Origin of the sequence: Pseudomonas oryziphila (assembly GCF_003940825.1) — a bacterium.
GTDB lineage: Bacteria > Pseudomonadota > Gammaproteobacteria > Pseudomonadales > Pseudomonadaceae > Aquipseudomonas > Aquipseudomonas sichuanensis.
This window is the reverse complement of the sequence record NZ_CP034338.1, coordinates 683,915-701,874: the sequence shown is the minus strand read 5'-3', so window position 1 is coordinate 701,874 and position 17,960 is coordinate 683,915. Positions and strand designations below refer to the sequence as shown.

General features: G+C 63.2%; 16 protein-coding genes. 5 read left to right on the top strand and 11 right to left on the bottom strand.

Annotation, left to right across the window (positions count from 1 at the left end; all coding sequences use genetic code 11):
* Positions 1-150 precede the first annotated feature (150 nt).
* From leuS to holA, 3 genes are all read left to right on the top strand, one after another.
* Complete coding sequence (gene leuS, locus EJA05_RS03375; protein WP_125857311.1) at positions 151-2,757, top strand: leucine--tRNA ligase; 2,607 nt, start codon at positions 151-153, stop codon at positions 2,755-2,757.
* Positions 2,758-2,818: 61 nt separating this feature from the next.
* Complete coding sequence (locus EJA05_RS03370) at positions 2,819-3,424, top strand: LPS-assembly lipoprotein LptE (protein WP_125857310.1); 606 nt, start codon at positions 2,819-2,821, stop codon at positions 3,422-3,424.
* A 36-nt stretch (positions 3,425-3,460) separates the two neighbouring features.
* A complete protein-coding gene (holA, locus tag EJA05_RS03365; RefSeq protein WP_125857309.1) occupies positions 3,461-4,498 on the top strand; it encodes a DNA polymerase III subunit delta in 1,038 nt (345 codons plus the stop codon).
* 154 nt (positions 4,499-4,652) lie between these two features.
* Here the strand turns inward: holA and EJA05_RS03360 are convergent, their stop codons facing one another.
* Both EJA05_RS03360 and EJA05_RS03355 read right to left on the bottom strand, forming a co-directional pair.
* Positions 4,653-5,555, bottom strand: coding sequence for a hypothetical protein (locus tag EJA05_RS03360; protein ID WP_125857308.1), 903 nt, complete (start codon positions 5,553-5,555; stop codon positions 4,653-4,655).
* Between the two features lie 92 nt (positions 5,556-5,647).
* Positions 5,648-6,115 (bottom strand): hypothetical protein, encoded by a 468-nt coding sequence (locus EJA05_RS03355; protein ID WP_125857307.1) that lies wholly within the window; start codon positions 6,113-6,115, stop codon positions 5,648-5,650.
* A gap of 448 nt (positions 6,116-6,563) precedes the next feature.
* On the opposite strand from EJA05_RS03355, the gene arfA reads away from it, so the two are divergent.
* Together arfA and EJA05_RS03345 are read left to right on the top strand one after the other, a co-directional pair.
* On the top strand, positions 6,564-6,728 hold the full coding sequence (gene arfA, locus EJA05_RS03350) for an alternative ribosome rescue factor ArfA (protein ID WP_125857306.1): 165 nt from the start codon (positions 6,564-6,566) through the stop codon (positions 6,726-6,728).
* A 250-nt stretch (positions 6,729-6,978) separates the two neighbouring features.
* A complete protein-coding gene (locus tag EJA05_RS03345; RefSeq protein WP_125857305.1) occupies positions 6,979-8,292 on the top strand; it encodes a lytic murein transglycosylase in 1,314 nt (437 codons plus the stop codon).
* Between the two features lie 120 nt (positions 8,293-8,412).
* On the opposite strand, the gene EJA05_RS03340 is transcribed toward EJA05_RS03345, so the two are convergent.
* The 9 genes from EJA05_RS03340 to mrdA all read right to left on the bottom strand — a co-directional run bounded on the left by EJA05_RS03340 (position 8,413) and on the right by mrdA (position 17,948).
* Complete coding sequence (locus EJA05_RS03340; protein WP_125857304.1) at positions 8,413-9,351, bottom strand: S66 peptidase family protein; 939 nt, start codon at positions 9,349-9,351, stop codon at positions 8,413-8,415.
* Positions 9,352-9,448: 97 nt separating this feature from the next.
* Positions 9,449-10,465 (bottom strand): lipoyl synthase, encoded by a 1,017-nt coding sequence (gene lipA, locus EJA05_RS03335; protein ID WP_125857303.1) that lies wholly within the window; start codon positions 10,463-10,465, stop codon positions 9,449-9,451.
* Between the two features lie 2 nt (positions 10,466-10,467).
* Positions 10,468-11,115 carry a lipoyl(octanoyl) transferase LipB gene (lipB, locus tag EJA05_RS03330; RefSeq protein WP_125462473.1) on the bottom strand — a complete coding sequence of 216 codons (648 nt, stop codon included), beginning with the start codon at positions 11,113-11,115 and terminating at the stop codon, positions 10,468-10,470.
* Positions 11,115-11,390 (bottom strand): DUF493 domain-containing protein, encoded by a 276-nt coding sequence (locus EJA05_RS03325; RefSeq protein WP_110993397.1) that lies wholly within the window; start codon positions 11,388-11,390, stop codon positions 11,115-11,117. Before EJA05_RS03325 ends, lipB begins: the two co-directional genes overlap by 1 nt.
* Positions 11,391-11,462: 72 nt before the next feature.
* Positions 11,463-12,623, bottom strand: a complete 1,161-nt coding sequence (locus EJA05_RS03320) for a D-alanyl-D-alanine carboxypeptidase family protein (RefSeq protein WP_110993396.1) — start codon at positions 12,621-12,623, stop codon at positions 11,463-11,465.
* Positions 12,624-12,881: 258 nt separating this feature from the next.
* Positions 12,882-13,880, bottom strand: coding sequence for a septal ring lytic transglycosylase RlpA family protein (locus EJA05_RS03315; RefSeq protein WP_125462472.1), 999 nt, complete (start codon positions 13,878-13,880; stop codon positions 12,882-12,884).
* On the bottom strand, positions 13,880-14,890 hold the full coding sequence (mltB, locus tag EJA05_RS03310) for a lytic murein transglycosylase B (RefSeq protein ID WP_125462471.1): 1,011 nt from the start codon (positions 14,888-14,890) through the stop codon (positions 13,880-13,882). Before mltB ends, EJA05_RS03315 begins: the two co-directional genes overlap by 1 nt.
* Before the next feature lie 17 nt (positions 14,891-14,907).
* Positions 14,908-16,011: a rod shape-determining protein RodA gene (rodA, locus tag EJA05_RS03305; protein WP_189654552.1), complete on the bottom strand. Its 1,104-nt coding sequence runs from the start codon at positions 16,009-16,011 to the stop codon at positions 14,908-14,910.
* Between the two features lie 38 nt (positions 16,012-16,049).
* Positions 16,050-17,948: a penicillin-binding protein 2 gene (mrdA, locus tag EJA05_RS03300; RefSeq protein ID WP_110993392.1), complete on the bottom strand. Its 1,899-nt coding sequence runs from the start codon at positions 17,946-17,948 to the stop codon at positions 16,050-16,052.
* Positions 17,949-17,960 lie beyond the last annotated feature (12 nt).

Sequence of the window (17,960 nt, the reverse complement as noted above, 5' to 3'; positions counted from 1 at the left end):
CCGCGCGGCGGGGGACGCAATCAGGGTTTCCCACGATGCGCGGCGCTCATGTATGCTACGGCGTTCACTCTATCGACACCGGAGTGCCGGTCGCAGCGAGGTTCCGCTGCCTGGAAACAGGGTCCTTTCTCTCTCAGTTAAAAAGTAGCCATGCACGAACAATACACGCCCCGTGATATCGAAGCCGCCGCCCAGAAGTTCTGGGACGAGCAACAGTCGTTCGCTGTTACCGAACAGCCAGGCAAGGACACCTACTACTGCCTGTCGATGTTCCCGTACCCGAGCGGCAAGCTACACATGGGCCACGTGCGCAACTACACCATCGGCGACGTGATTGCCCGCTACCAGCGCATGCTGGGCAAGAACGTCCTGCAGCCGATGGGCTGGGACGCCTTCGGCATGCCGGCGGAAAACGCGGCGATGAAGAACAACGTCGCCCCGGCCAAGTGGACTTACGAAAACATCGACTACATGAAGACCCAGCTCAAGAGCCTGGGCCTTGGTATCGATTGGGCCCGTGAAGTCACCACCTGCAAGCCGGACTACTACCGCTGGGAGCAGTGGCTGTTCACCCGCCTGTTCGAGAAAGGCATCATCTACCGCAAGAACGGTACCGTGAACTGGGACCCGGCCGATCAGACCGTGCTGGCCAACGAGCAGGTCATCGACGGCCGTGGCTGGCGCTCGGGCGCGCTGATCGAAAAGCGCGAAATCCCGATGTACTACTTCCGCATCACCGACTACGCCGACGAGCTGCTGGAAAGCCTCGACGAGCTGCCGGGCTGGCCTGAGCAGGTCAAGACCATGCAGCGCAACTGGATCGGCAAGTCGCGCGGCATGGAAGTGCAGTTCCCCTACGACCAGGCCAGCATCGGCCACGAAGGCACGCTGAAAGTCTTCACCACCCGCCCCGACACCCTGATGGGCGCCACTTACGTCGCCGTCGCCGCCGAGCACCCGCTGGCCACCCAGGCCGCCCAGGGCAACCCGGCGCTGCAGGCGTTCATCGACGAGTGCAAGAGCGGCAGCGTCGCCGAAGCCGACATGGCCACCCAGGAGAAGAAGGGCATGGCCACTTCCCTGCTGGTCGAACACCCGCTGACCGGCGAGAAGCTGCCGGTGTGGGTCGCCAACTACGTGCTGATGCACTACGGCGACGGCGCCGTGATGGCCGTGCCGGCCCACGACGAGCGCGACTTCGAGTTCGCCCACAAGTACAACCTGCCGGTGAAGGCCGTTGTGCGCACCAGCGCCGGTGACGAAGTTTCCAGCGAATGGCAGGCCGCCTATGGCGAGCACGGCCAACTGATCAACTCCGGCGAATTCGATGGCCTGGATTTCGCCGGCGCCTTCGACGCCATGGAAGCCGCCCTGATCCGCAAGGACCTCGGCAAGTCGCGCACCCAGTTCCGCCTGCGCGACTGGGGTATCAGCCGCCAGCGCTACTGGGGCTGCCCGATCCCGATCATCCACTGCCCTGCGTGTGGCGACGTGCCGGTGCCGGAAGACCAACTGCCGGTCACCCTGCCGGAGAACGTGGTTCCGGACGGCGCCGGCTCGCCGCTGGCGCGCATGCCCGAATTCTATGAATGCACCTGCCCGAAATGCGGCACCGCGGCCAAGCGCGAAACCGACACCATGGACACCTTCGTCGAGTCGTCCTGGTACTTCGCCCGCTACGCCTCGCCGAACTACGACAAGGGCCTGGTGGACCCGAAAGCTGCCAACCACTGGCTGCCGGTCGACCAGTACATCGGCGGCATCGAACACGCCATCCTGCACCTGCTGTACGCGCGCTTCTTCCACAAGCTGATGCGTGACGAAGGCCTGGTCACCTCCAACGAGCCGTTCAAGAACCTGCTCACCCAGGGCATGGTCGTCGCCGAAACCTACTACCGCGTTGCCAGCAACGGCGGCAAGGACTGGTTCAACCCGGCCGATGTCGAGATCGAGCGTGATGCCAAAGCCAAGATCATCGGCGCACGCCTGAAGACCGACGGCCTGCCGGTGGAAATCGGCGGCACCGAGAAGATGTCGAAGTCGAAGAACAACGGTGTCGACCCGCAGTCGATGATCGACGTCTACGGCGCCGACACCTGCCGTCTGTTCATGATGTTCGCCTCGCCGCCCGACATGAGCCTGGAATGGTCCGACTCCGGCGTCGAGGGCGCGAGCCGCTTCCTGCGCCGCGTCTGGCGCCTGGCCCAGGCCCACGTTGCCCAGGGCCTGCCAGGCAAACTGGATGTCGCCTCGCTCGACGACGCACAAAAAGTCATCCGCCGCGCCATCCACGCGGCGATCAAGCAGGCCAGCACCGATGTCGGCCAGTTCCACAAGTTCAACACCGCCATCGCCCAGGTGATGACCGTGATGAACGTACTGGAAAAGGCCCCGCAAGCTACCGCCCAGGACCGTGCCTTGCTGCAGGAAGGCCTCGAAGCCGTAACCCTGCTGCTGTCGCCGATCACCCCGCACATTTCCCACGAGCTGTGGAAACACCTGGGCCACGACCAGGCCGTGATCAACGCCGGCTGGCCGGCCGTTGACGAAAGCGCGCTGGTGCAGGACACCGTCACGCTGGTGGTACAGGTCAACGGCAAGCTGCGCGGCCAGGTGGACATGCCTGCCGCCGCCAGCCGCGAGGAGATCGAAGCGGCCGCCCGCAACAACGAGAATGTCCTGCGCTTCACCGATGGCCTGACCATCCGCAAGGTCATCGTGGTACCGGGCAAGCTGGTCAACATCGTCGCCAATTGATGGCAGCGCCCGCCCGCGAATGCCGCGGGCGGGCGTATTCGGCCCACGAGGGAGCTACAACATGATCAAACGCAATCTGCTGGTAATGGGCCTGGCCGTACTGCTCAGCGCCTGTGGTTTCCAGCTGCGCGGCACCGGCACCACCGAACTGACCATCAAGGAGCTGAACCTCAGCGCCCGCAACGCTTACGGCGAGACCGTCAAGCAGTTGCGCCGCACTTTGGAAAACAGCGAGGTAAGGGTATACAGCGGTGCGCCGTACAAGCTGGTACTCACCAACGAACAGGAAACCCAGCGCGCGGCGACCTACAGCGGTGGTAACCGCTCGGCCGAATACGAGCTGACCACAGTGCTGAACTATGCCATCGAAGGCCAGAACGACACCGTGCTGCTGGAAGACAAACTGCAGGTGCAGCGCTACTACGTGCACGATGGCAACAACATCACCGGCTCCGGTCAGGAAGGGACCCAGGTTCGTCAGGAAATGCGCACCGACCTGGTACAGAACATGATGGTCCGCCTGCAACAGCTGACCCCGGAACGTCTGGCCGACCTGCAGCACAAGGCCGACGAACGCGCCCGCGCCGAAGCCCAGGCACTGCAGGAAGCACAACGCGTCCGCGACGAGACGCCCCAGCAGTCCCCGCTGGAAGTCCCGGCCAACTGAGCCTGAACGGGGTGCCCCGGCACCCCGCCTTTCGCCATGAAACTCTCCCCAGCCCAACTCAACAAACACCTGCAGGGCCAGCTGGCGCCTGTGTATATCGTCAGCGGCGACGACCCGCTGCTGTGCCAGGAAGCCGCCGACGCCATTCGAGGCGCCGCGCGCCAGCAAGGTTACGACGAGCGCCAGGTGTTCAGCGCCGATGCCAACTTCGACTGGGGCAACCTGTTGCTGGCCGGAGCCAGCCTCTCGCTGTTCGCCCAGCGCCGCCTGCTGGAGTTGCGCCTGCCTTCAGGCAAGCCTGGCGACAAGGGCGCGGCCGCACTCATCGAGTACTGCGCCAACCCCGCTGAAGACACCTTGCTGCTGATCAGCCTGCCCAAGCTCGATGGCAGCGCGCAGAAAACCAAGTGGGGCAAGGCACTGATCGAGGGCGGTCACTGCCAGTTCATCCAGATCTGGCCGGTGGACGCCCAGCAGTTGCCGCAGTGGATCAACCAGCGCCTCTCACAGGCCGGCCTGACAGCCCAGCGCGATGCGGTCGACATGATCGCTGCCAGGGTCGAAGGCAACCTGCTGGCCGCCGCCCAGGAAATCGAAAAGCTCAAGCTGTTGGCCGATGGCAACCAGATCACCGTCGAGACCGTGCAGGCGGCGGTTGCCGACAGCGCACGTTTTGATGTGTTCGGCCTGGTCGATGCCATCCTCAACGGCGAGGCCGCCCATGCCCTGCGCATGCTCGAGGGGCTGCGCGGGGAAGGTGTCGAGCCGCCGGTGATCCTCTGGGCCCTGGCCCGTGAACTGCGCCTGCTGGCGGGGTTGGCCCAGCAGTTCAGTCAGGGGGTTCCGCTGGACAAGGCCTTCAGCCAGGCCCGTCCACCGGTGTGGGACAAGCGCCGTCCGCTGGTGAGCAAGGCCCTGCAACGCCTCTCGGCGCAGCGCTGGGCCATGCTGTTGCAGGATGCCCAGCGTATTGATGCGCAAATCAAAGGGCAGGCCCAGGGTTCGCCCTGGACCAGCCTGGCGCGCTTGTCACTGCTGATGGCCGGGCAGCGACTTACTCTGCCAGCAGAGTAGGCCGCCTGACGCCATCTCAGCGCGTCATCAATAGCCTTGGTCTTCCCGGCGATAGGTGAACACCGTCCAGCCATGCGCATACTCGACGGACTGCGTGGAGAGCATGTGGTGGCGCAGCTCAACGACTGAGCTGTACTAGCCCAAGGCCGTCTCCTCAGAGCCCCTGGTCCGCCAACTGATAACTGAACGGATTACTGCTGACATTTAAGTCGAGGCGCAGAACAGGCTTGATCAGGTCGCTCGAACTGCGTTGGAAGTCCCGCTGAATGTTCTTTGCCGCCTCGAGTGCCGCAGCCCCATCCGACGCACTATAGAAAAACGCTTCGAGCGGTAGCCGGTCGGGCACATTCTGTGGCCAGATCGTTAGCATGATTTCGTTGTAGCCATAGGACACGTTCTCCGTACCCACGATAAAGTCTCTTCGCCCTTCGATAGCCAACATGAAGGATGCCGGTTGGATGGCCAGGCTGCACTGATGGTGCAAGCGCTGCCAGGCTGGATTTCCCCCAACCCTGAAGAAATGCTCACGAAGTGCCGGTAGATCATTGATACCCATCGAGGCGCAGGGCGAGCTATCGAGGGGATAATCCGTGCAAGGCCCGCAGCCACCCTGAGTCGGGCGTTTCCAGCTATTGGCATCGGCCATATAAATACAAAGAGGCGCGATTCTCTCCAACGCCGCACCTGGGATGTACCCAGACTCCTTGAACACAAACCCTTGAGACCTTGCAGTACGTACCGTCTTGATATCTGCTCGTAGGTAGGAAAACGACACAGCGTCCTTTGGATTGGAGTTGGGGTTAGGGTTCCAGGCATGGAACGCGGTGCTGTAATCCGAGCCACGCACCAGTACACCATTGCAGTACACCGGTGCACGCCCATCTGCGCATTGCCTGGACTTGTCCGCGAAACGGGCATTGAGCTGCTCGGCCACCTGCCAGCCGTCCTCCTGGTCCGCTGCACGCTGAGCGAAGCGCTCGCCTGTTGGTTTCGCGAAGTCAAGCGTGACGATCGGTAGCGACAAGCCCGTTCGCACGCGGTAATCGTGACGCAGCATCTGGGCGGTGATCAGGCTGCCGGGACTAGGCTCTGTGTGAAAAGCCTTGATACTCGGTGATGCTGCGTTGAAAACAGCCTCGGAATGCTCATTTACAACCCGTAAACTCCGCTTCCTCGGCTGTTTTCGCCTTGCCTGACCTTCGTCTCAAGACTTTTCACACAGACCCTAGCAGCGTTGTAGAAGAAGGCTTCGATGGGCAACCGCTCCGGCGTGTTCACATCCCAGGTCGGGATCAACAGTTCGTTCAGCAGGGTGCTGGCCTGTTCCAAAGAACCCCGCACCTTGAGACTGGCCATGAACTGTTTGGCATCACGCGTGCTCAGCGAGCATTGATTACTGGGATTCGACCCGAACCTTTTAAAATTCGCTATCCATAACTCGGGAGTCACAGCTGGGACGGCCAACCCGCGACAGGTGCTTTGCTCAGCGCCCGCACGTGTCGCAAAACCGCAGCCATTTTCCGGCCTTCCGGCATTCTGAGTACCTGCGATCAACGGATAGATACAGCGCGGCTCAGCCCATGACTTGCCTTGCTGCTGGGCAGTCTGCTTGTCCATGAAGATGAAGCCACTGGCATCCGCCCGCGAACCGTCGCATCGGCACGCAGGTAGGAGAAAGTGACCGAACCCAATTTTGCAGCCGCCGCACTGTGTACCCAGAAGTTGCTGGAGCTCGAGCGCCTGATCAGTACCCCCGAGCATTCAAGGGCAGCCCCGCCATTGCTGCAATTCTCCACCGTGCTCGCATAACGCGCATTGAGGCGGGCCGCGACATCAAGTACCCCCGATGGCTGCGGTGGCGCTGGAGGGGGGCGCAAGGGCTCATCGACACGCGGCCCGATACAGCCACTCAAGCCCAGAATAATGAACATCACTAACGGTAGGGCCAAGCTTGGCTTTGTTGATCTTGTGATGTTCATCGACGCCATCCTCACATAGTTTCAATCAATTGGCTCGGTAGTCCAGGGATGGCTTACTCTGCCCGCCCTACTCGAGAGGTATCGAAATGACCAGGAAATCCAAGAAGCATCCGCCCAACAAAGCCAAGTCGATCGTCGCCCAACCCCTGTTCCGCTGCCGCCAGGAAAAACCGGAAAAGGGCAAAGGCAGCTACCGCCGCGAAGCCTTCCAATCGAGAGATTGGGAGGCTTCTTGCTTAATGGCCGCCTGAAATTACTATTCGACGAACAAGCGGACGAACTTCGAAAGTTTGCGGCAAACTTCACTGATACAACGACCATTAAACTTACTGACGATACGCAACATATAAAACGGCGTATCCAGGCACAACTGACAGTTCTGTCAGTTGACAATCACTTGAGCAAGCGCCCATCGATACGATTGCTCACATGCATAATTTTCCGGTCGGCCCGGCAGCCATGGTAAGGTTCACGCCTGACCTGTAAGCCTTGGACCTGTGCATGCTTTCCAGCCTTTCCCACCGCTGGCCCCCCCGCCAGCTGATCGCAGCCACCAGCTTCGTCCTGCTCGTCGCCTGCGCTGAGAAACCCACCGCCGCCGACGCCCTACCGCTGGCACCTGCCCAGCCCGCCCCTGTAGTGACGCTGCCCGGTACCAGCGCCGACACCAGCACAGAAATCCAGCCCCTGCAGACTTTTGCCCAATGGCAGGCGGGTTTCCGTCAACAGGCCCTGCAAGCCGGCATCAGCCCGAACCTGTTCGACCGTGCCTTCCTCGGCGTCACCCCGGACATGGACGTGATCAAGGCCGACCGCAGCCAACCCGAGTTCACCCGCCCGGTCTGGGAATACCTGGACGGCGCGCTCTCACCCCTGCGCGTGCGCAACGGCAAGAAGCTGCTTGAGCAGAACGCCGAGCTGCTGGCTCGTATTGAGCAACGCTATGGTGTCGACCGCCAGGTGCTGGTGTCGGTGTGGGGCATGGAGAGCAACTTCGGCCAGTTCCAGGGCAGCAAATCGGTGATCCGCTCGCTGGCCACCCTGGCTTACGAAGGCCGTCGCCCGCAGTTCGCCCAAGACCAGCTGATCGCCGCCCTGCAGATCCTGCAGAACGGCGACATCCAGCCCGACGCCATGCGCGGCTCCTGGGCCGGGGCCATGGGCCAGACCCAGTTCATCCCCACCACCTACCTGACCCACGCCGTGGACTTCGACGGTGACGGCCGCCGCGATATCTGGAACAGCACCGCCGACGCCCTGGCGTCGACCGCGCACTACTTGCAGGCGTCTGGCTGGAAACGCGGTCAACCCTGGGGCTTCGAAGTGCAAGTACCTGCCGGCTTCGACTTCTGGCTGGCCGACGGCAGCCAGCGCAAGAGCGTCAACGAATGGTTGCAACTGGGCGTGAAACTACCGACGGGCACCCAGCTGCCGGCCAACAGCAGCCAACTGTCCGCCGCCCTGCTGCTGCCGGCTGGCGCTCGCGGCCCGGCGTTCCTGGTGCTGGACAACTTCCGCGCGATCCTCAAGTACAACAACTCGTCGTCCTACGCGCTGGCGGTCAGCCTGCTGGGCGATCGGTTCTATGGCTGGGGCTTCATCGCCGGTAGCTGGCCGAAAGACGACCTGCCCTTGAGCCGCAGCGAGCGAATCGAACTGCAGACCCTGCTCAACGCCAGCGGGCACGAGGCGGGTAACCCCGATGGCATCATCGGCGCCAACACCCGCAAGGCCATTCGCAATGCGCAGCAAGCGCAGGGCTGGCCGGCTGATGGCTATCCGACGCACAAATTGCTGGATAGCCTGCGCCGCTAGTGAATATGAGGGGCGCTTTGCGCCCCTTTCGCGGCACAAGGCCGCTCCTACAGAGAAATGCGACCTACCTGTAGGAGCGGCCTCGCGCCGCGATAGGGCTGCAAAGCAGCCCCGGCGATCTCAACCCCTGAACAGATCCTGCGAAAGCACCAGGTGCTGCTCTTCAGCATCCAGCCGCACTCTGGCCCCCATCGGCAAACACAGGTTCGGATCACAGTGACCGCTGCGCCACCCGGCCAGTACCGGCACCCCAAGCGGACCGAAGATATCCAGCAGCAGCGGCGTCATCGCTGCAACCGTCACCCCGGCAAAGTCTCCCACCAGCACGCCCCGCAGGCCTTGCAGCTTGCCCGCCAGGCGCAACTGGGTCAGCAGCCGGTCAAGCCGGTACAGCGGCTCGTTGACGTCCTCGATAAAGAGGATCGCGCCCTCGCAATCGATCTCGGCCACAGTCCCCAGCGTTGCGCCCAGCAACGACAGGTTACCGCCAACCAGCCGTCCGCTCGCCACACCCGGCACAACCGTGGTCAGCGGGTAGGCCGCCGGGTGAACAATGGCATCACCCTCCCCCAGCCGCCCACCCAACTGCTCGAACAGTGAGCTCACCGTCGGCTCCAGCTTGTCCCCCAACAGATCGGCATTGAGCATCGCGCCGTGGAAGGTAATCAGCCCGGCATGCCGATTGAGCGCCGTATGCAGCGCGGTGATATCGCTGTAGCCCACCAGCGGCTTGGGGTGGCGACGGATCAGGTCGAAGTCCAGCGCATCCAGCAGGCGCATGCTGCCGTAGCCGCCACGCATGCACACAATGGCGTCGATGTCCGGGGCCTGGAAGGCATCGTGCAGGTCTTGCAGGCGCTGTTGATCACTGCCCGCCAGGTACCCATCGGCCTGGTTGACGCCTGGGTAGATGCGGCATTGATACCCACGGCTGTCGAACCACTGGCGAGCCTTGTCTGCATCCAGTCGGGCCGGCCCTGCCGGGGCGACGATAGCGAACCGGGCATTGCCGGACAGAGCCCCAGGCAGCAGGGTTTCAACGGTCTCCACGCAATTCATCGCGCTACTCCTTGCAGCTTGTCGCTCGAAACTTACAGCTAAAAAAAAGCCGATGCCGCCTCTCAGCGCGCATCGGCATGTTCAGCTCAAGCCCGCTTCAGAGCTTGATCTTGGCTTCGTGAGCCTGCTGGTCGGCGTGGTAAGAGGAGCGTACCAGCGGGCCGGAAGCGACGTTCTTGAAGCCCATCTTGTAGCCTTCCTCGGCGAACCAGGCGAAGGTGTCCGGGTGCACGAAGCGCTGCACCGGCAGGTGGCTGCGCGACGGCTGCAGGTACTGGCCGAGGGTGAGCATGTCGATCTCGTGCTCACGCATGCGGTGCATGACCTCGATCACTTCCTCGTCGGTCTCGCCCAGGCCCAGCATCAGCCCGGACTTGGTCGGTACGTGCGGCACCATCTGCTTGAACTTCTGCAGCAGGTCCAGCGACCAGTCGTAGTCCGAGCCCGGGCGCGCGGCCTTGTACAGGCGCGGTACGGTTTCGAGGTTGTGGTTGAACACATCCGGCGGGGTCTGCGCGGTGATTTCCAGCGCCACGTCCATACGGCCGCGGTAGTCCGGCACCAGGGTCTCGAGCTGCACACCCGGCGACAGCGCGCGAATCTCGCGAATGCAGTCGGCGAAGTGCTGGGCACCGCCGTCGCGCAGGTCGTCGCGGTCCACAGAAGTGATCACCACGTACTTCAAGCGCAGGTCGGCGATGGCCACGGCAAGGTTCTTCGGCTCGTCCAGGTCCAACGGTTTCGGCCGGCCATGGCCGACGTCGCAGAACGGGCAGCGACGGGTGCAGATGTCACCCATGATCATGAAGGTGGCGGTGCCACCCGAGAAGCACTCCCCCAGGTTCGGGCAGGAGGCCTCTTCGCACACGCTGTGCAGCTTGTGCTTGCGCAGCAGCTGCTTGATACGGTCGACTTCCGGCGAAACCGGGATGCGCACGCGAATCCAGTCGGGTTTCTTCGGCAGTTCTTCGGTGGGGATGATCTTCACCGGAATGCGCGCCACCTTTTCGGCGCCGCGCAGCTTCACGCCGGCTTCGACTTTCTTGGACGCGGGGCGCGAGGTGACGTCTTGCGACGGGATCAGGTTAGGCACGGCTTCTTGCACAGTTGTCATATTCAGTCGATTCCGCCCGTGAGGGTCGTCTGCTCAGCGTAGTCGAGGTGCTTGACCAGCTGTCCGCGCAGCCTTGTCCTGACCTCGTCGAGTTCGATCGGGCCTGCCAGGTCGCGCAGCTGGGTCATCGCCAGCCCCGCATACCCACAGGGATTGATTCGGCGGAATGGCGCAAGGTCCATGTCCACATTCAGAGCAAGGCCGTGGAAGCAACGACCGTTGCGGATTCGCAGGCCAAGGGAGGCGATTTTCGCTCCATCGACATATACGCCAGGGGCATCGGGCTTGGCGTTAGCCTGCACGCCGTAGCTGGCGAGCAGCTCGATCAGCGTCTGCTCGATGCGGCTGACCAGTTCGCGCACACCAAAGCCCAGGCGGCGCACATCCAGCAGCAGGTAGGCGACCAATTGGCCGGGGCCGTGGTAGGTCACCTGGCCGCCGCGATCGGTCTTCACCACCGGGATGTCGCCAGGCACCAGCAGATGCTCGGCCTTGCCAGCCTGGCCCTGGGTGAACACCGCCGGGTGCTCCACCAGCCAGACTTCGTCCTGGGCATCCGGGCCACGCGCCTCGGTAAAGCGACGCATGGCCTCCAGCACCGGTTCATAGGGCTGCAGGCCGAGCTCGCGGATACCGAGGCATGCGCTCATCACAGCACCATTTTCACGATGCCGGTGGCACGCAGGGCACTGTTGATGTCGTGCAGTTGATCTTCGCTTTCGGCAATGATGTGCAGTTGCACCGTGGTGTACTTGCCTTCCTTGCTCTGGCGCTCCGCCAGCGTGGCCAGATCGACCTTGGCGTACTTGCTGAGGATCTCGATCACCGTGTCCTTGAAACCGACCACGGTATCGCCGATCACTTTGATCGGATAGTCCTCGCAAGGGAATTCGATCTTATGCGACTTGACGTCTTCTTCGCTCATTGCGGGATGGCCTCGTAAGCCGTGGCAACAGCAACGCCCCCGCCTGGTTCACGGGGGCATGCAGGTCACGTATCAGTTGAACAAACCATAGAAGAACAGACGGATGCTGTCCCACATACGGCCGAAGAAACCAGCTTCTTCCACGCCATCGAGGGCGATCAGGTCGGCGCTGTGAATCACTTTCTCGTCCAGTTTGACTTCCACTTTGCCGATCACGTCACCTTTGGCGATCGGAGCGGTCAGTTGCGGATTCATGCTCATCGAAGCCTGCAGGCGTTTCAACTGGCCTTTAGGCATGGTCATGGTCAGGTCGTTGGCCAGGCCAGCTTTGACCTGATTGGTAGCGCCTTTCCATACCGGGGCCTGAGTCAGCTCGGTGCCCTTCTGATAGAAGGTCTGGGTTTCGAAGAAGCGGAAGCCATAGGTCAGCAGCTTTTGCGTTTCGGCGGCACGCGATTGCTCGCTGTTGGTGCCGAACACCACGGCGATCAGGCGCTGGCCGTCACGGACGGCGGAGGCGACCATGCAGTAGCCTGCTTCGTCGGTGTGGCCGGTTTTCAGGCCGTCGACGGTCTTGTCGCGCCACAGCAGCAGGTTGCGGTTAGGCTGCTTGATGTTGTTCCAGAAGAACTCTTTCTGCGAGTAGATGGCGTAGTGCGCAGGGTCTTCGTTGATGATCGCGCGTGCCAGCAGGGCCATGTCGTGGGCCGAGGAGTAGTGCTCCGGGTTCGGCAGGCCGGTCGGGTTCATGAAGTGGCTGTTGCCCATGCCCAGATCGGCGGCAGTCTTGTTCATCATGTCGGCGAAGGCGTCTTCGCTGCCGGCGATGTGCTCGGACAGGGCCACCGATGCATCGTTGCCGGACTGGATGATGATGCCGTGCAGCAGGTCGCTGACGGTCACCTGGCTGCCGACCTTGATGAACATGCGCGAACCGCCGGTGCGCCAGGCGTTTTCGCTGACGGTCACCGGGTCGTTCTCGCCGATCTGGCCACGACGGATGTCGAGGGTGGCGATGTAAGCGGTCATCAGCTTGGTCAGGCTGGCTGGCGGCAGACGCTCGTCACCGTTGTTCTCGACCAGCACGTTGCCGCTGGCCGCGTCCATGAGTACATAGGATTTGGCGGCCAGTTGCGGTGGTGCCGGCATCATCTGCTCGGCCGCGAAGGCGACAGGCGTGATCAGCAGCAGAACAGGCAGGCAAAGTCGTTTGGCAAGGTTGGTGATGTTCATCCGTCTCTCGTAAATCGCTAATGGTCTGATGTTCCGCGGGCCACATCGTGTGCCCGGCGCCCCGTCAGTCTAGTTTTATGGCCAATGGCCTGGCCCGCAAAAGTGCGACCTAATGCCGCTGCGGGCAAAAGCGGGCATTGTACATGGCAACGCCCGGCAATTCATGAACAAACCGACAGCAAGAGCTGCAAGCCGCAAGCTTCAAGCGGCAAGAAAGAGCAGGCGTGCACCGTGGCTTTTTCTTGAAGCTTGCCGCTGCTAGTCGGTGACGACTTTGGCCTGGCCGAGATTGGCCAGGCGAATGCTGTCCTGAGTCTGCTGGATCTCGCCCTGGCTGTTGATCGGCCCCAGGCGGACTCGGTGCAGGGTCTGCTGGTTACGCACGACAGAGCTGATGAACACCGGCGCACTGACCATGGTGCTCAGCTTGGAGCGCAGCAGCTCGGCGGCGTCCGGGTTGGCGAAGGCGCCCACCTGCAGGATGCTGCCACCGTTGCTGTTCGGCACGTTGTTGCCGCTCAGCTGCACCGGCACCACGGGTGCCGCGTGCTGCTGCGGCGGCGGGGTCCACTGCTCGACACGCCCGGTGCTGGCGGCGATCGGCTGGGCCTGGGCGACCTGCGGCTCCTTGAGCATCAGCGGCGGCTGCTGGCCACGCTGGGCCCACCATTGCTGCGGGTCGATACCTTCGACGCGCACATGGGCGGTACCGCTCTCGGCATAGCCGAGCTTCTTCGCCGCAGCGTAGGACAGGTCGATGATGCGGTCGGAATAGAACGGCCCACGGTCGTTGACCCGCAGGATCACGCTGCGGCCGTTGGCCAGGTTGGTTACCCGCACGTAGGCCGGCAGCGGCAAGGTCTTGTGCGCCGCGCTCATGCCATAGAGGTCGTACAGTTCGCCGTTGGCGGTGTTCTGCCCGTGGAACTTGGTGCCGTACCACGAGGCAGTGCCCTCGGCGCGGTAGTTGCGCGAGTCCTGCATCGGGTAATAGGTCTTGCCCAGCACCGTGTACGGGTTGGCCTTGTAGTTGCCGGTGTGCACGGTCGGGGTGGCATCGGGGATCTTGTTGACGTCCACGTCCCACCACGGCGCGCCATCCTTGTGGGCGCGGTTGATGTCCAGGCCCGGCTGCGAACGCACCGCGTTGCCGCTGCCCTGGGAGGTCGGGCGGCTGCTGGAGCAGCTGACCAGGAGCATGCCGACGGTGACGCAGGTCAGCAGCTTGAAGGTGTTGGCAGAGATGATTGCGCGCATTACTTGACGCCCCGTGCTTGAACCAGCTGTTCGGCAAGCTGATGCACCGCCATGGCATACATCACGCTGCGGTTATAGCGAGTGATCGCGTAGAAGTTCTTCTGGCCCATCCAGTACTCGGGGCCGTACTCACCTTCCAGGCGGAAGGCGGTGACCGGCAGATCATCGCGCAGCGCATCATGACTCGACCAGCCCAGCGCTCGCAACTGCCCCACGGTCTTGACCGGCTCGATGCCGGTGGTCAGGCCTTCGTCGGCGCTGGCGCCTGCGACCTGCGCGCGGCTGACCACGGCCCCACCGGCTACCCAGCCGTGACGCTTGAAGTAGCTGGCGACGCTGCCGATGGCATCGTCAGGGTTGTTCCAGATATTGATGTGGCCGTCGCCGTCGAAATCCACCGCGTAGTTGCGAAAGCTGCTCGGCATGAACTGCGGCAGGCCCATGGCGCCGGCGTAGGAGCCCTTGAGCGTCAGCGGGTCGAGCTGCTCGTCACGGGCCAGCAGCAGGAACTCGCGCAGCTCCTTGCGGAAGAATTCGGCGCGCGGCGGATAGTCGAAACCGAGGGTGGACAGTGCGTCGATCACCCGGTAGTTGCCGGTGTTGCGGCCGAAGAAGGTCTCCACGCCGATGATCGAGACGATGTACTGCGCCGGCACGCCGTATTCCTGCTCGGCGCGGGCCAGCACCGCCTCGTGCTGGCGCCAGAAGTCCACCCCGCGGGCGATGCGCGCGTCGGTGATGAACATCGGGCGGTACTCTTTCCACGGCTTGACCCGCTCGGCCGGCCGCGAGATCGCGTCGAGGATCGCCTGCTTGCGCTGTACCTCGCTGAACACGCCCAGCAACTGCTCACTGGCAAAGCCGTAATCACGGGTCATCTCGCCAACGAACTCGGCCACCTGGGGCGAGCCGTCGTAATCGCCGGCAAGGGCTTGCTGGACAGCGCCGCACAGGCCCACCACACCGATCCACGGCACACAACGGGCAAACCAGCCACGCACTGCTTGCATTGAATTCTTCACCTTTTTCAAACTTGAGCAATCCATTTGCGGTGCGTATGGATCGACATCAGAACGCCAAACGCTGACAGCAGCGTCACCAACGAAGTTCCGCCATAGCTGATGAAGGGCAGCGGCACACCCACCACGGGCAGAAGGCCGCTGACCATACCGATATTGACGAACACATAAACAAAGAAGGTCATGGTCAGGCTGCCTGCGAGCAGCTTGCCGAACAGGGTCTGCGCCTGGGCCGTGATCATCAGCCCACGGCCGATCAGCAGCATGTAGATCAGCAGCAGCAGGCAAATGCCGACCAGGCCGAATTCCTCGCCCAGCACGGCGATGATGAAGTCGGTGTGGCTTTCCGGCAGGAAGTCCAGGTGCGACTGGGTGCCCAGCAGCCAGCCCTTGCCGAACACCCCGCCCGAGCCGATCGCCGCCTTGGACTGGATGATGTTCCAGCCGGTGCCCAGCGGGTCGCTTTCCGGGTCGAGGAAGGTCAGCACGCGCTGCTTCTGGTAGTCGTGCATGACGAAGAACCACATGGCCACTGCCACCGGCACCGCAGCAGCGATCACACTGATGATCCAGCGCCAGCGCAGGCCGCCCATGAACAGCACGAAGGCGCCGGAGGCGAGGATCAGCAGCGCCGTGCCGAGGTCGGGCTGGCGCACGATGAGGATGAACGGTACGCCGATCAGCACCAGGCTGATCGCCACGTGCTTCAGATGCGGCGGCAGGGTGCGCTTGGACAGGTACCAGGCGATGGTCGCCGGCATGATGATCTTCATGAACTCCGAGGGCTGGAAGCGAATCACCCCGGGGATGTTGATCCAGCGCGTGGCGCCCATGGCGTTGTGGCCCATCACGTCCACCACCACCAGCAGCATCACCCCGGTGAGGTAGGCCAGCGGCACCCAGCGTGCCATGAAGCGCGGCTCCAGCTGGGCAATGATGAACATCGACACCAGGCCGATGCCGAAGGAGGTGGCCTGCTTCATCAGCAGGTCCCAGTTCTTGCCGCTGGCCGAATACAGCACGAACAGGCTGCCGGCGGCCAGCGTCAGCAGGATGAGCAGCAAGGGGCCGTCGACGTGGATGCGCTGCAGGAAGCTGGCGCGCCGGCGCATCACGTCTTCGCTGGAGAGCATGCGATCGAAGTTGTTCATCACGGGGCCGTTTCCTGGGCGACTGTGGCGGGGCCGAACTCAGGCTTGAGCCGGCCGTTCTCGTCGAGCAGCCAGGCGTCCATGACCTGGCGTACCACGGGGGCGGCGACACCGGAGCCGGACTCGCCGTTCTCGACCATCACCGAGACCACGATCTTCGGGTCTTCGGCGGGGGCGAAGGCAACGAACAGGGCGTGGTCGCGGTGGCGCTCCTGGAGCTTGTTGCGGTCGTACTTCTCGCCCTGCTTGATCGCCACCACCTGCGCGGTGCCGCTCTTGCCGGCGATACGGTATTGCGAGCCAAGGGCCGCCTTGCGCGCGGTACCACGGGCACCGTGCATCACCTGCTCCATGCCATGGGTGACCTTGGCCCAGTCGGACTTGTCGCGCAGGACGATGTTTTCCATCGGGTTCTCGTCCACCGGCGGCTGGCCTTCGATGGTCTTGGCCAGGTGCGGGCGGTTCCACACCCCCTTGTTGGCGATCAGCGCGGTGGCCTGGGCCAGTTGCAGCGGCGTGGTCTGCATGTAGCCCTGGCCGATACCGAGGATCAGCGTTTCGCCCGGGAACCAAGCCTGGCGGCGGGTGGCGCGCTTCCATTCGCGGGACGGCATCAGGCCGGGGGATTCCTCGAACATGTCCAGCGAGACCTTCTGCCCGATGCCGAACCGGTTCATGTAGTTGGACAAGCGGTCGATGCCCATCTTGTGTGCAAGATCGTAGAAGTACGTGTCATTCGACCGCATGATCGCCACATCCAGGTCCACCCAGCCATCGCCGGTGCGGTTCCAGTTGCGGTACTTGTGGTCGTAGTTGGGCAGTTGGTAGTAGCCCGGGTCGAACACCCGGCTGGAGGCGGTCACCACCCCACTGTCCAGGCCGGCAATGGCCACCGCCGGCTTGATGGTCGAGCCCGGCGGGTACAGGCCGCGCAGCACACGGTTGAACAGTGGCCGGTCGATCGAGTCGCGCAGCTCGGCATAGGCCTTGAAGCTGATGCCGGTGACGAACAGGTTGGGGTCGAAGCTCGGTTGGCTGACCATCGCCAGCACTTCGCCGGTGCGCGGGTCGAGCGCCACGATCGCGCCGCGCCGCCCGCCCAGCGCCTGCTCGGCCGCTTCCTGCAGCTTGATGTCGAGGCTCAGCACGATATCCTTGCCCGGCTTGGGGTCGGTGCGCTTGAGCACCCGCAGCACCCGGCCCCGGGCATTGGTCTCGACTTCCTCGTAGCCCACCTGGCCGTGCAGGTCGTCTTCGTAGAATCGCTCGATGCCGGTCTTGCCGATGTGGTGGGTACCGCTGTAGTTCACCGGGTCGAGGGTCTTCAGCTCTTTCTCGTTGATCCGCCCCACGTAGCCCACCGAGTGGGCAAAGTGCGCGCCCTGCGGGTAGTGACGCACCAACTGCGCCGCCACCTCGACACCGGGCAGGCGGAACTGGTTGACCGCGATACGGGCGATCTGTTCTTCGTTGAGCTCGAACAGGATCGGCACCGGCTCGAATGGCCGACGCCCCTGCTTCATGCGCTTCTCGAACAGGGCGCGGTCATCCGGGGTGAGCTCCAGCACCTCGACAATCACATCCAGCACTTCCTGCCACTTGCCAGGGTTGCCGGAGCGCTCGCGGGTCATCACCAGGCTGAAGCTGGGCCGGTTGTCGGCGACGATCACCCCGTTGCGGTCGAAGATCAGCCCGCGGGTCGGCGGGATCGGCTGCACATGCACCCGGTTGTTTTCCGACAGCGTCGAGTGGTAGTCGAACTGGATGACCTGAAGGAAGTAGAGCCGGGCGATCAATACGCAGACGAGCAGCACCACCGCCACGGCGCCCACGACGACGCGGTTGCGCACCAGGCGGGCGTCTTTCTCGTGGTCCTTGAGGCGGATCTGCTGCGGCATCGGCGGGCTTAC